At 61.4% G+C, this 13,415-nt stretch carries 9 protein-coding genes; 3 read left to right on the forward strand and 6 right to left on the reverse strand.

What is annotated here, in order from left to right:
• Window positions 1-5: 5 nt before the first annotated feature.
• Window positions 6-653: a peptide-methionine (S)-S-oxide reductase MsrA gene (msrA, locus tag J1G34_RS00495; RefSeq protein ID WP_065894429.1), complete on the forward strand. Its 648-nt coding sequence runs from the start codon at window positions 6-8 to the stop codon at window positions 651-653.
• Between the two features lie 333 nt (window positions 654-986).
• Here msrA and J1G34_RS00500 read toward each other — a convergent pair whose 3' ends face one another.
• The 4 genes from J1G34_RS00500 to putP all read right to left on the reverse strand — a co-directional run bounded on the left by J1G34_RS00500 (window position 987) and on the right by putP (window position 6,319).
• Window positions 987-1,823, reverse strand: a complete 837-nt coding sequence (locus tag J1G34_RS00500) for a 23S rRNA (adenine(2030)-N(6))-methyltransferase RlmJ (protein WP_065886580.1) — start codon at window positions 1,821-1,823, stop codon at window positions 987-989.
• 79 nt (window positions 1,824-1,902) lie between these two features.
• Entirely contained in the window at window positions 1,903-2,628 is a 726-nt protein-coding gene (locus J1G34_RS00505) for a DUF4123 domain-containing protein (protein WP_222993017.1), read from the reverse strand.
• A complete protein-coding gene (locus J1G34_RS00510) occupies window positions 2,628-4,634 on the reverse strand; it encodes a type VI secretion system Vgr family protein (RefSeq protein WP_222993019.1) in 2,007 nt (668 codons plus the stop codon). Before J1G34_RS00510 ends, J1G34_RS00505 begins: the two co-directional genes overlap by 1 nt.
• A 200-nt stretch (window positions 4,635-4,834) precedes the next feature.
• Window positions 4,835-6,319, reverse strand: coding sequence for a sodium/proline symporter PutP (gene putP, locus J1G34_RS00515; RefSeq protein ID WP_065892045.1), 1,485 nt, complete (start codon window positions 6,317-6,319; stop codon window positions 4,835-4,837).
• Between the two features lie 461 nt (window positions 6,320-6,780).
• Between putP and putA the strand changes: the two genes are divergently transcribed.
• Both putA and J1G34_RS00525 read left to right on the forward strand, forming a co-directional pair.
• Window positions 6,781-10,734 carry a trifunctional transcriptional regulator/proline dehydrogenase/L-glutamate gamma-semialdehyde dehydrogenase gene (gene putA, locus J1G34_RS00520; protein ID WP_222993021.1) on the forward strand — a complete coding sequence of 1,318 codons (3,954 nt, stop codon included), beginning with the start codon at window positions 6,781-6,783 and terminating at the stop codon, window positions 10,732-10,734.
• A gap of 160 nt (window positions 10,735-10,894) precedes the next feature.
• Window positions 10,895-12,697: an acyl-CoA dehydrogenase gene (locus tag J1G34_RS00525; protein ID WP_222993023.1), complete on the forward strand. Its 1,803-nt coding sequence runs from the start codon at window positions 10,895-10,897 to the stop codon at window positions 12,695-12,697.
• On the opposite strand, the gene J1G34_RS00530 is transcribed toward J1G34_RS00525, so the two are convergent.
• Both J1G34_RS00530 and J1G34_RS00535 read right to left on the reverse strand, forming a co-directional pair.
• Entirely contained in the window at window positions 12,694-12,984 is a 291-nt protein-coding gene (locus tag J1G34_RS00530; RefSeq protein ID WP_057724383.1) for a cell division protein ZapA, read from the reverse strand. The genes J1G34_RS00525 and J1G34_RS00530 overlap by 4 nt on opposite strands.
• Window positions 12,981-13,211 (reverse strand): hypothetical protein, encoded by a 231-nt coding sequence (locus tag J1G34_RS00535; RefSeq protein ID WP_065892051.1) that lies wholly within the window; start codon window positions 13,209-13,211, stop codon window positions 12,981-12,983. Before J1G34_RS00535 ends, J1G34_RS00530 begins: the two co-directional genes overlap by 4 nt.
• Window positions 13,212-13,415 lie beyond the last annotated feature (204 nt).

The following is a 13,415-nucleotide window of genomic DNA, read 5'->3' on the forward strand; positions in this document are numbered from 1 at the left end:
TGATCATGGTCTTGCGCTCGGAAATTCTGGTGAACAAAAACGTGCTGCCTACTCAAGAACAAGCCTTGCCCGGCCGTGAAACCCCGATGGCATTGCCCGAAACTCACTTCGTCAACGGCAACCCGTTGCTGGGCCCTTTTACCGACGACGTCGGTTTCGCGATCTTCGGCCTCGGTTGTTTCTGGGGCGCCGAGCGCAAATTCTGGGAGCGCGACGGGGTGGTCAGTACCGTGGTCGGCTACGCCGGCGGCTTCACGCCGAACCCGACCTACGAAGAAGTCTGCTCGGGCCTGACCGGCCACAGCGAAGTGGTGCTGGTGGTATACGACCAGGCCAAAGTGAAATACGAAGACCTGCTGAAGATGTTCTGGGAACTGCACAACCCGACCCAGGGCATGCGCCAGGGCAACGACATCGGCAGCCAATACCGTTCGGTGATCTATGCCACCACGCCGGAGCAACTGGCGGCAGCCAAGGCCAGTGCCCAGGCCTATCAGCAAGAGCTGACCAAGGCCGGCCTGGGCGAGATCACCACCGAAATCGACGAAGCGCCGACGGTGTACTTCGCCGAGGCGTATCACCAGCAATACCTGGCGAAGAACCCGCAGGGCTATTGCGGCATCGGCGGCACCGGCGTGACCTGCCCGATCTAAAGCACAACACAGATTAAAAATGTGGGAGGGGGCTTGCCCCCGATAGCGGAGTGTCAGTTACTGATGTAATGACTGACACCCAGCAATCGGGGGCAAGCCCCCTCCCACATTGGGTCCGTGCTTGGCTTCAGAGCCGGTTACCCAGCGAGAAGCCAATCCATGGATCAGCGGCACTGGCGCGGCCTGCCCGATCTAAAGAGCAACACAGATTAAAAATGTGGGAGGGGGCTTGCCCCCGATAGCGGAGTGTCAGTCACAGATGTAATGACTGACACCCAGCAATCGGGGGCAAGCCCCCTCCCACATTGGGTTCTGCGTTTGTATTGAGATTAGTTACTCAGCGATAAGCCAATCCATCTGCCATCCACCTTGGGTCTGGCCAAGCTTCTTGGACAGCCATGGCAGCAGTTCACGCAATTCCTCTTCCAGCCCCCACGGCGGGTTGGCAATCGCCAGGCCTGAGCCGGTCAGGGTGTTGGGCGTGTCCAGCGGGTGCACCAACAGCTCCACGCGCAACAGTTTCGGCGCGCCGGTGCCGGCCAGGTCCTGATAAAAGCGGCGCAGCATGCGCGGGTCCTTCACCGGGTACCAGATCGCTGCGACGGTCTGGCGCATGCGGCTCACGGCTTCCTTGAGGGACGCCGCGCAGCGCTGCATTTCGTCGAGTTTTTCGAACGGTGGGTCGATCAGCATCAGCGCGCGTTTTTCCGGTACTGGCAACAAGGCGCGCGGCACATGCCAGCCTTCGCCCAGGTGCACTTTGACCCGGCGATCACCCTTCATGTTGTCCTTGAGCAGCACGCCGTCTTCCGGGTGTTTTTCGTTGAGCAGCACACGGTCCTGGGGGCGCGTCAGGCGCCGCGCCAGCTCCGGCGAGCCCGGGTAGTAGCGCAACTGGCCATCCGGGTTCATCTCGTGCAGCACGCGCATGTAATCGGCGGTGAGCGGCGGCAGGTCGTTGGCGCCCCACAGGCGGGCGATGCCTTCCAGGTATTCACCGGTGCGGTTGGCCTGGTCACCCTGCAGGTCGTACAGGCCAATGCCGGCGTGGGTATCGAGGTAGGCGAACGGCTGCTCCTTGCGCGACATCAGGGCGATGAGGCGGGTCAAGGTCAGGTGTTTGAAGACATCGGCGTGGTTGCCGGCGTGAAAGGCGTGACGATAATTCATGGTTGCTCCTGCGCAGGGGGCGAAGTTTACCTTCTACCGGCGCAAAGGTGCAGGGCCGCATGGCGGGTGGCATCTTTGTCTAACTCAACTGCGACTGGAGGTAATCGACCAGCGCGGCATGGCTGGCCCCCCGCCTGCGCACGAACCAGCCCAGTTTGTGCTGCAAGGTGGCCGGCGTGAAGGCAGCACACAGATCAGGACGCTGCGCTTGCAGCCATTGCAGCAGGTTGTCGATCAGCACGCCCGGCGACTGTTCCTCCAGGTGCCTGAGCAACGACGCAGGCACTCGCCACCACGGGCACGCTTGAGCTGGCGTGACCGGTCCAGTTGCCACCGTCAGCGGGCGGCCATTGATCAGGTAACGCCCAAACACCGGCAAGACCGCGCCTGCCTGGTCATCCAGGTGCTGCCACATCGGCTCAAACCGGGCGCCATCCCAGAAGCGGAAAAACACCGCCTGGTCATTGGGCAGGAACACCTTGCTCAAGCCTCGCAGGTGGGCTACCACGCTTTCCAATGGACTGGAAGATACCGCCAGCCACCCCCAATCGTCGGATGGCGCGGCGGCTACCCAATCGAGAAACGCGCTGCCCGGCTCGACGATGCCCACGTAAGGCATCACCGCCTCCCACTGGGCGTAGGCCGTGCCTGCCCAGATCGCTTGGGGCAGCGGCCCCGCCGCTGTGGCTTGCCAGGCAGCGAGCGGCCTGGCGTCGCTGGCATTGCCGAGTACGGCATAAATTCGCTCATCGGCAAGCAAAGGGCACTGCGCCAGCCAGCTGCGGGGGTCCATGGGTGTGCGCATCAGGAAACACTCCGTGCATGCCCGCTGATATCGCACTGCCCGGCACGGCAACGCTCGCATTCCTCGCAAAACGGCGCGCTGCGCTTGAGGGTGGCCACTTGCACAGGGCTCAGGGGCAGCGGGATAACCGCCTGCAGCGCCTCCTTCAAACCAGGCGTCAACGGCGCCATCGTTGCGGCAGGCGCCCCGCCAGGCTGGATGGGCACACTGCTGAAGATGCCGCCCGCCGACAGCGTGATCGACTGCCCTCCCGCCTGAATCGTAACGCTGGCCCCCGCATCGATGACGATGCTCTGCCCTGCCACCAGTTGTAGCGTGCGACCGGCATGCATGTGCTGCGAACCGCCGACCCTCAGGTGGTCATCCTGCTTGAGTTCAGTCAGGCGATTGCCGTGGGTGATGCGTTGCTCTTCGCCCTGCAACTCATGGTGCGACTCGCCGCCCACCGTAATCCGGCGCTGGTTATCGACCTGCACCTGCTGGTCATGCAACACGTGCTGGGTCCAGTCGCGCTGGGCGCGCAGGTAAATTTCCTCGGCGCCCTTGCGGTCATCGATGCGCAGTTCGTTGTAGCCGCCACCACCGGGGCTGCTCTGGCTGCGAAAGATACTGCGGGTCTTGTCCGCCGGCAGATCAAGGGGCAAACGATTCGCCGCGTTGGGCAGGCAGCCCATCACCAGGGGCATGTCCACGTCGCCATCGACGAAGCCCACCAGCACTTCCATGCCGACGCGCGGGGTCAGCACCGCCCCGTAACGATCATGGGCCCAGCCGCTCGCCACGCGCAGCCAGCAACTGGAGTGTTCGTTGTGTTCCCCGTCGCGATCCCAGGCCATCTGCACCTTGACCCGACCGTATTCGTCGCAGTGCACCTCACTGCCGACAGGCCCGGTGACCACCGCGTTCTGGTAACCCGACAGCTGCGGCCGGGGCATGATCAAAGGTGTTCGGAACGGCACATCCCAAGGCGTGACGACAAATTCGTTGCTGTAGCCTGCGGGCACGTCCTCAGGCGCAGACTCCTCCAATACTTGCGGCTGCTGCCCGGTGTGGTGCAACCGGGTGACCAGCCACAGATCATTCCACTCCTGACGCGGGTGGTCGGCCATCTTCAGAAACTGCCCGGTGACCAGGGCCGGCTGGTCGCTGATACCGCTGGCCTGGCGAAAGTCACTGCGATGACGCTCCAACACACGTTGCGCCAGGTACTTGCCGTGCGCTCGGTCCGTAAAGTCACCGGGGTAGCGCTGTTCGTCGAGGGTCGGGCGTTGCCCGCTGGAGGCCGTGCCTTCCAATACCAGGCTGGGCTTTTTGAAGTCGTAGGCCCGCAGGTTCACACCAGCCGTGCGGGTTTCGAGACGCAACATAAAGCGCTTGATCGCGGGGGCCCCGGCCACCATCCCGGAACCGGCCAAGTAGGACGTTTCCTGGTCCGGCTGCCTGAACACACTCTGGTCATCGCCAAACACCAGCAAGTGGCGCTCGGGACTGTGCTGAAAGTGGTAGTGAATGCCCGACTCAACGCACAAGCGATGGATGAACTGCAAATCGGTTTCGTCGAACTGAACACAGTATTCGCGCTCGGGATATTGACCGCTCAGGCGAAACACGAAGGTATCGGCCTGGATCTCCTGAGCCTCCAGCACCCGCGCAATGATCTGCGGCACGGTTTTTTGCTGAAATATCCGTTGGTGAGTGCTGTGTTCCAGATACGCCAACTGCGGTACCAGGGTGATCTGGTAACGGGTCAGGCGCTTGCCCGAATCGCCTTGCGCGACGCGGTAAACCTGGCCATGAATGCCATGGCCGTGGGCGTCGAACCCCAGGAATGCCTGGCGGTGCAGAAGGCTATCGAGGTCAAGGTCGGGTTGTTCGCTGACCAACTCAAGGTCAAAGCGAAAGGGCAGACTGATAAATTCATCGCCCATGAATCCATGAACCTTGAGATCACAAGGCTTCCCATCCAGGGTCAGATTAAAGGCACTTTGATTGGCAGGAGCGAACATCCGGTGTTTCTCTGCGAAGGGTGAGTGAGCGATTCTGCAACAGCCGTTTACCGAGTCGGGCACTGCTACGGAAAATAAGTAAGGTCCTACATCGGCGATGCCGGAATCCTCAAGGCCTGACCGCTCAGGCAAAAAAAAGGCCCGCATCCATCGGACGCAGGCCTTCTTTTCGATAACTGGGCGATCAACGCCCAGCGGTATTACTTGTTGAGGTTGTAATCTTTTTCCGCCGCATCAAAGCGCTCGACCATACCGGCAGTCGGTGCACCCATCTTGCTCACGAAGTAGATCGCCAGGCTGGCGAAGATGAAGCCTGGGATGATTTCGTACAGGCCGAGCAACTCGAAGTGTTTCCACACGATCACGGTGATTGCGCCCACCAGGATGCCGGCCAGTGCGCCGTTGCGGGTCATGTGTTTCCAGATGACCGAGATCAGCACCACAGGACCGAAGGCAGCGCCGAAACCGGCCCAGGCGTAGCTGACCAGGCCCAGTACGCGGTTTTCCGGGTTGGCGGCCATGGCGATGGCGATCAAGGCAACCACCAGCACCATGATCCGACCGACCCATACCAGTTCAAGCTGGGACGCGCCCTTGCGCAGGAAGGCCTTGTAGAAATCTTCGGTCAGGGCGCTGGAGCACACCAGCAACTGGCAGCTCAGGGTGCTCATGACGGCCGCGAGGATGGCCGACAGCAGGACACCGGCAATCCATGGGTTGAACAGGATCTTGGCCAGTTCGATAAACACGCGCTCAGGGTTTTCGGTCACGGGACCGGCCACCTCAGGATGCGCCGAGAAGTAAGCGATGCCGAAGAAGCCCACTGCCACCGTGCCACCCAGGCACAGAATCATCCAGGTCATGGAGATACGGCGCGCGTTGGCAATCGACTTCACCGAATCCGCCGCCATGAACCGCGCGAGAATGTGCGGCTGGCCGAAGTAACCCAGGCCCCAGCCCATCAGCGAGATGATGCCGATGAAGGTGGTGTTTTTCAGCATGTCGAAGTTGGTCGGGTCCTGGGCTTCGATGGCCAGGAAGGTGGTGTCCACGCCGCCGGTGGCCAGCAATACGATGATCGGCGTCAGGATCAACGCGAAGATCATCAGCGTGGCTTGCACGGTGTCGGTCCAACTGACCGCCAGGAAACCGCCGATAAAGGTGTAGGCAATGGTCGCCGCGGCACCGGCCCACAACGCCGTCTCGTAGGACATGCCGAAGGTGCTTTCGAACAGACGCGCACCGGCCACGATGCCGGAGGCGCAGTAAATGGTGAAGAACACCAGGATCACCACGGCGGAAATGATCCGCAGCAGGCCGCTTTTATCTTCGAAGCGGCTGGAGAAGTAATCCGGCAGGGTCAGGGCGTCGCCGTTGTGTTCAGTCTGCACCCGCAGGCGACCGGCCACGAACAGCCAATTGAGGTAGGCACCGACGATCAGGCCGATGGCGATCCAGCTTTCCGACAAGCCCGACATGTAGATCGCGCCCGGCAGGCCCATCAACAACCAGCCGCTCATATCGGAAGCACCGGCGGACAAGGCTGTCACCACGCTGCCAAGGCTGCGACCGCCAAGGATGTAATCGGAAAGGTTGTTGGTGGAGCGATAGGCCATCAGGCCGATCAGCACCATTGCTGCGATATAGATCACGAACGTGATCAGGGTGGGATTGCTAACGCTCATAGAAGTGACGCCCTGGCTTTGTTTTTATGTAGCGACGGTCTGTCAGACCGCTACCGGTAGTAACCGAATAAACGATGCTGAATGCCGCGCATTTATGACTGGCGTTTCCCCAGGAAAGCCGCCAGCCGATGAACCAAACCGTAGAGGTGGTTGCACCTTGGTGCGCGAATGCTATTCAACAATGCAAATAAGGTGCAACCAGTTTCTTGCGAATAAGTTGCACCTGCGCGCTTTTGCGCACAAACACCGTGTTTTTGCTCCTTTTCGGAGCAAGAACATTCAATCTCAGAAGCAAATGCACCGACAAGCAGCCGATTCGGTCAAAGGCCGGATTTTTTCCGATCAAGCGTCGTAAATTTCATCAACAAAAAGGGTTGCACCCGGTTGCACCTCGCCATGGGCAAAGCTAATCTTGCCGCCAGCAGATGCCACTCGGTAGTGGCACCCATGAGGATAAGAATATGGCTACGACCACCCTTGGGGTCAAACTCGACGACCCGACCCGCGAACGCCTCAAGGCCGCCGCGTCCTCCATTGATCGCACGCCGCACTGGCTGATCAAACAGGCAATTTTCAATTACCTGGAGAAACTCGAGGGTGGTGCAACCCTGAACGAGCTCAATGGCTTGAGCAACAAGCACGCCGATGATGCGGGCGAGGTGCAGGCCGACCACGCGCACCAGTGCTTCCTTGAGTTCGCCGAGAGCATCCTGCCGCAGTCCGTATTGCGCGCTTCGATCACCGCCGCTTACCGTCGCCCCGAGCCGGAAGTGGTGCCGATGCTGATCGAACAGGCCCGTCTGCCGGCCGACATGGCCGAAGCCACCCACAAGCTGGCCGCCACGATTGCCGAGAAACTGCGCAACCAGAAGAGCGCCGGCGGCCGTGCCGGTATTGTTCAGGGCCTGCTGCAGGAATTTTCCCTGTCGTCCCAGGAAGGCGTGGCGCTGATGTGCCTGGCCGAGGCGCTGCTGCGCATCCCGGACAAGGGCACTCGCGATGCACTGATTCGCGACAAGATCAGCACCGGCAACTGGCACCCGCACCTGGGTAACAGCCCGTCGCTGTTCGTCAATGCCGCCACCTGGGGCCTGCTGTTGACCGGCAAACTGGTCGCCACCCACAACGAAGCAGGACTGACCTCGTCCCTGAGCCGCATCATCGGCAAAAGCGGCGAGCCGATGATCCGCAAGGGCGTCGACATGGCCATGCGCCTGATGGGCGAGCAGTTCGTCACCGGCGAAACCATCGCCGAAGCCCTGGCCAATGCGAGCAAGTTCGAAGCCAAGGGCTTTCGCTACTCCTACGACATGCTCGGGGAAGCCGCGCTCACCGAGCACGATGCGCAGAAGTACCTGGCCTCGTACGAACAAGCCATTCATTCCATCGGCAAGGCGTCCCACGGCCGTGGGATCTATGAAGGCCCAGGCATCTCCATCAAGCTTTCCGCCCTGCACCCGCGTTACAGCCGCGCGCAGTACGAGCGGGTGATGGACGAGTTGTACCCGCGCCTGTTGTCGCTGACCCTGCTGGCCAAACAGTACGACATCGGCCTGAACATCGACGCCGAAGAGGCCGACCGCCTCGAGTTGTCCCTGGATCTGCTTGAGCGCCTGTGCTTCGAGCCGCAACTGACCGGCTGGAACGGTATCGGTTTCGTGATCCAGGCCTACCAGAAGCGTTGCCCGTACGTGATCGACTATGTGATCGACCTGGCCCGCCGCAGCCGCCACCGCCTGATGATCCGCCTGGTCAAAGGCGCGTACTGGGACAGCGAAATCAAGCGCGCCCAGGTCGAAGGCCTGGAAGGCTACCCGGTGTATACGCGCAAGGTGTACACCGACGTTTCCTACATTGCCTGCGCACGCAAACTGCTGTCGGTGCCGGAAGTCATCTACCCGCAGTTCGCCACGCACAACGCCCACACCCTGGCCGCCATCTACCACATTGCCGGTCAGAACTATTACCCCGGCCAGTACGAGTTCCAATGCCTGCACGGCATGGGTGAGCCGCTGTACGAACAGGTCGTAGGCAAGGTTTCCGAAGGCAAGTTGAACCGTCCGTGCCGCGTGTACGCCCCGGTCGGCACCCACGAAACACTGCTGGCGTATCTGGTGCGTCGCCTGCTGGAAAACGGTGCGAACACTTCGTTCGTCAACCGCATCGCCGACCAATCCATCTCGATCCAGGAGCTGGTGGCCGATCCAGTGGCGAGCATCGAGCAGATGGCGACCGTGGAAGGCGGCTTCGGCCTGCCGCACCCGCGTATCCCGCTGCCGCGTGACTTGTATGGCCGCGACCGCGCCAACTCGGCCGGTATCGACCTGGCCAACGAGCATCGCCTGGCATCGCTGTCCTGTGCCCTGCTGGCCACCGCCCACAACAACTGGAAAGCCGCGCCGATGCTCGGTTGCGCCTCCAGCGAACAACCGGCTGCCGCGGTGCTGAACCCGTCGGACCTGCGCGATGTGGTCGGTCATGTTCAGGAAGCCACGGTCGAAGACGTCGACAATGCCATCCAGTGCGCTATCAGCGCCGCACCGATCTGGCAGGCCACCCCGCCCGCCGAGCGCGCCGCGATCCTGGAACGCGCCGCCGACCTGATGGAAGGCGAAATCCAGCCACTGATGGGCCTGCTGGCCCGCGAAGCCGGCAAGACCTTCGCCAACGCCATCGCTGAAGTGCGCGAAGCCGTGGACTTCCTGCGCTATTACGCGGTACAGGCACGCAACGATTTCACCAACGACGCCCATCGCCCATTGGGCCCGGTGGTGTGTATCAGCCCGTGGAACTTCCCGCTGGCGATCTTCAGCGGCCAGGTTGCCGCTGCGCTGGCCGCCGGCAACCCGGTACTGGCCAAGCCTGCCGAACAAACCCCGCTGGTCGCCGCCCAAGCCGTGCGCATCCTGCTCGAAGCTGGTATCCCGCAAGGCGTGCTGCAATTGCTGCCGGGCCAGGGCGAAAGCGTCGGTGCCCGCCTGGTCGGTGACGAGCGCGTCAAGGGCGTGATGTTCACCGGCTCCACCGAGGTTGCACGCTTGCTGCAACGCAGTGTGGCCGGGCGCCTGGATGCCCAGGGGCGTCCGATTCCGCTGATCGCCGAAACCGGTGGCCAGAACGCGATGATCGTCGATTCGTCGGCGCTCACCGAACAAGTGGTCATCGACGTGGTGTCGTCGGCCTTCGACAGCGCCGGCCAACGTTGCTCGGCCCTGCGCGTCTTGTGCCTGCAGGAAGATTCGGCAGACCGTGTCATCGAAATGCTCAAGGGCGCCATGGCCGAATGCCGCCTGGGCAACCCGGAGCGCCTGTCGGTGGATATCGGCCCGGTGATCGACGCCGAAGCCAAGGCCGGCATCGAGAAACACATCCAGGCCATGCGCGACAAAGGCCGCAACGTTTACCAGGTGGCCATTGCCGATGGCGACGAGATCAAGCGTGGCACCTTCGTGATGCCGACCCTGATCGAGCTGGAAAGCTTCGACGAGCTGCAACGGGAAATCTTCGGTCCGGTGCTGCACGTGGTGCGCTACAAGCGTAAAGAGATCGACCAGCTCATCGGCCAGATCAACGCATCCGGCTACGGCCTGACCCTGGGCGTGCACACCCGCATCGACGAGACCATCGCCAAGGTGATCGACAACGTCAACGCCGGTAACGTCTACGTCAACCGCAACATTGTCGGCGCCGTGGTCGGCGTGCAACCGTTCGGCGGTGAAGGCCTGTCGGGTACCGGCCCCAAAGCCGGTGGTCCGCTGTACCTGTACCGCCTGTTGTCGACCCGTCCTACCGATGCGATCGAGCAATCCTTCGTACGTGGCGACGCCTTGACCGCACCCGACCTGCGCCTGCGCGACGCCATGAGCCAACCGCTGACCGCACTGAAAACCTGGGCCGACACTCATAAGTTCAGCGAACTGAGCGCCCTGTGCACACAATTTGCGGCACAGTCGCAAAGCGGTATCACCCGCCAACTGGCCGGCCCGACCGGCGAGCGCAACAGCTATGCGATCCTGCCGCGCGAGCACGTGCTGTGCCTGGCCGAAGTGGAAGGAGACCTGCTGACCCAACTGGCCGCGGTATTGGCGGTAGGCGGTTCGGCGGTATGGCCGGAAACCGAGCTGACCAAGGCCTTGTTCCCACGTCTGCCGAAAGATATTCAGACGAAGATCAAGCGCGTGGCCGACTGGACCAAGGACGACGTGGTGTTTGACGCGGTCCTGCATCACGGTGATTCCGACCAATTGCGCGCGGTGTGCCAGCAAGTGGCGCAGCGTGGCGGTGCGATTGTTGGCGTGCATGGTTTGTCCCAGGGCGAAACGGCGATTGCGCTGGAGCGCCTGGTGATTGAGCGGGCATTGAGCGTCAACACCGCTGCGGCAGGCGGTAACGCCAGCCTGATGACCATAGGCTAACCGCGGTAAAAAATATGGGAGGGGGCAAGCCCCCTCCCACATTTGGCCCCATTTCAATTCCCTGCCTGCGTTTTGCCCCTCTATCACCCAGATCAATCTTGCTATCCACCCTCCATTCGCGCACTTAGACTCAGGCCAATTCCTTCAAAGGTAATCCGCCATGTCCGAGACGCTGCTCAGTTCCCGCAATCTGGCTTTCGAGCTGTACGAAGTCCTCGATGCCGAGGGCCTGACCCAGCGCGAGCGGTTTGCCGAGCACAATCGCGAAACCTTCGATGCCGCCATCGGCACGGCGCGCAGCATTGCCGAAAAGCACTTCGCGCCGCACAACCGCAAGAACGATGAAAACGAACCGCGCTATGAAGACGGCAAGGCGATCCTGATTCCGGAAGTAAAGCCGGCCGTGGATGCCTTTCTTGAAGCCGGTTTTCTCAACGCCGCGCGCAGTTTCGAAGCCGGTGGCATGCAGCTGCCTACATTGCTATCCCAGGCTTGCTTTGCGCACTTCCAGTCGGCCAACGCCGCGTCCACGTCCTACCCGTTCCTGACTATGGGCGCCGCCAACCTGATTGAAAGTTTTGGCACCGAGGAGCAGAAAAAACGCTTCCTGCAGCCAATGATCGACGGACGTTTCTTCGGCACCATGGCCCTCACCGAACCGCATGCCGGGTCGTCTTTGTCGGATATTCGTACACGCGCAGAGCCTGCGGCGGACGGCACGTATCGCCTGAAGGGCAACAAGATCTTCATTTCCGGCGGCGACCACCCGCTGTCGGAAAATATCGTGCACATGGTGCTGGCCAAGCTGCCCGACGCGCCGGCCGGGGTGAAGGGTATTTCGCTGTTTATCGTGCCCAAATTCCTGGTCAACGATGACGGCAGCCTGGGCGAGCGCAACGACGTGCTGCTGGCCGGGCTGTTTCACAAGATGGGCTGGCGCGGCACCACGTCCACAGCGCTTAATTTCGGTGATAACGGCAACTGTGTCGGCTACCTGGTGGGCAAACCGCACCAGGGCCTGAGCTGCATGTTCCAGATGATGAATGAAGCCCGCATTGGCGTGGGCATGGGCGCGGTGATGCTCGGTTATGCGGGCTACCTTTACTCGCTGGAGTACGCCCGCGAACGTCCGCAAGGCCGCCTGCCGGACAACAAGGACCCAGGCACCGCGCCGGTACCGATCATCCAGCACGCCGATATCAAGCGCATGCTGCTGACACAAAAAGCCTATGTCGAAGGCGCCTTCGACCTGGGCCTGTATGCCGCGCGGCTGTTCGACGACACCACCACCCTGCCGACCGACGACGAACGCAAACAGGCCCACGAGCTGCTGGACCTGCTGACCCCCATCGTCAAATCCTGGCCGTCGGAGTTCTGCCTCAAGGCCAACGAACTGGCGATCCAGATTCTTGGCGGCCATGGCTATACCCGTGAATACCCGGTGGAGCAGTACTACCGCGATAACCGCCTGAACCCGATCCATGAAGGCACCCATGGCATCCAGTCCCTGGATTTGCTCGGGCGCAAACTGGCGCAGAACGGGGGTGCCGGGCTCAAGCAATTGATTCGACTGATCGCCGAGACAGGCGCCCGGGCACAGCGGTACCCATCGCTGACCGCGCTGAGGCAACCACTGGAGCACCTGGTCAGTCGCCTGCAAAGCGTCACCCTCGGCCTGCTGGGCGATCTCGCCCAGGGCAAGGTCAACAGCAGCCTGGCGAACTCGGCGCTGTACCTGAAGGTGTTCGGACACACGGTGATTGGCTGGCGCTGGCTGGAACAGGCGATTCGCGCCGAAGAAGGACTGGCCAGGGGCAACGCGGCCGATGTGGCCTTCTATAAAGGCAAGCTCCAGGCCGCCCGGTACTTCCTGACCTGGGAAGTACCAGGCTGCCATCATGAACTGGCGATTCTGGAGGCACGCGACGATACGTGCCTGGGCATGCAGGATGCGTGGTTCTAGGGCTGGATCGCCTTGGAAATCACCTCGACCGTGGCGCTGACTTGCTCTTGGTAACGGTCGAGTTCCTGTTGGTGAGCCTGCTGCATTTCGATTTGCTCGGCGCACAGGTTCAGCGCGGCCAGTACCAATAGTTTGTCACCGATCAGGGTCGGGTACTTTTTCTTGGTGGTGGCCAGGGAGGCCTTGAGCATAGTCACGGCGTGCATCAGGGTCTGGTCTTCCCCGGCCGGTGCCTTGATCGAGTAATCCTCTCCGAGAATCGAAACGACCTTTATCCCTTCGTTCATGCGCTGACAGGCCCTGCGCTTACACGCTCAACCAGTGCCTGGATACGGGCGGCGGTGGCACCGTGTTTTTCTTCCTGTTCCATCAGGTTCAGTTGCAGGCTGTCGTTTTCGTCCCTGGCACGGGCAAGCTCCGCCTTGAGGGATTCGTTGCTGCCCAGCAGGTCATGATTCTGCTGTACGAGGTCGCTGACCAGTTGTTCCAGTTGGCTGAGGGATGCTTCTAACATTTTGATTTCTCTAGCTTTTAAAAGGGCGGTGACGATAAAGAAAATTCACCTCGGATGCCAGGGTTATCCCCCGGCGCGCAGCCCGATTCCGAAGGCCCGGGCCGCACTTTCGAGCCTTAGTGACTGCAATTACCCAATCTGGTTCCTGAATCGCTGAAACCCCTGGTCAGATGCGACAAAAACGCACAGTCCCTTAAGACTTTA

Source organism: Pseudomonas sp. Wu6 (genome assembly GCF_019891515.1).
Lineage (GTDB): Bacteria > Pseudomonadota > Gammaproteobacteria > Pseudomonadales > Pseudomonadaceae > Aquipseudomonas > Aquipseudomonas orientalis_A.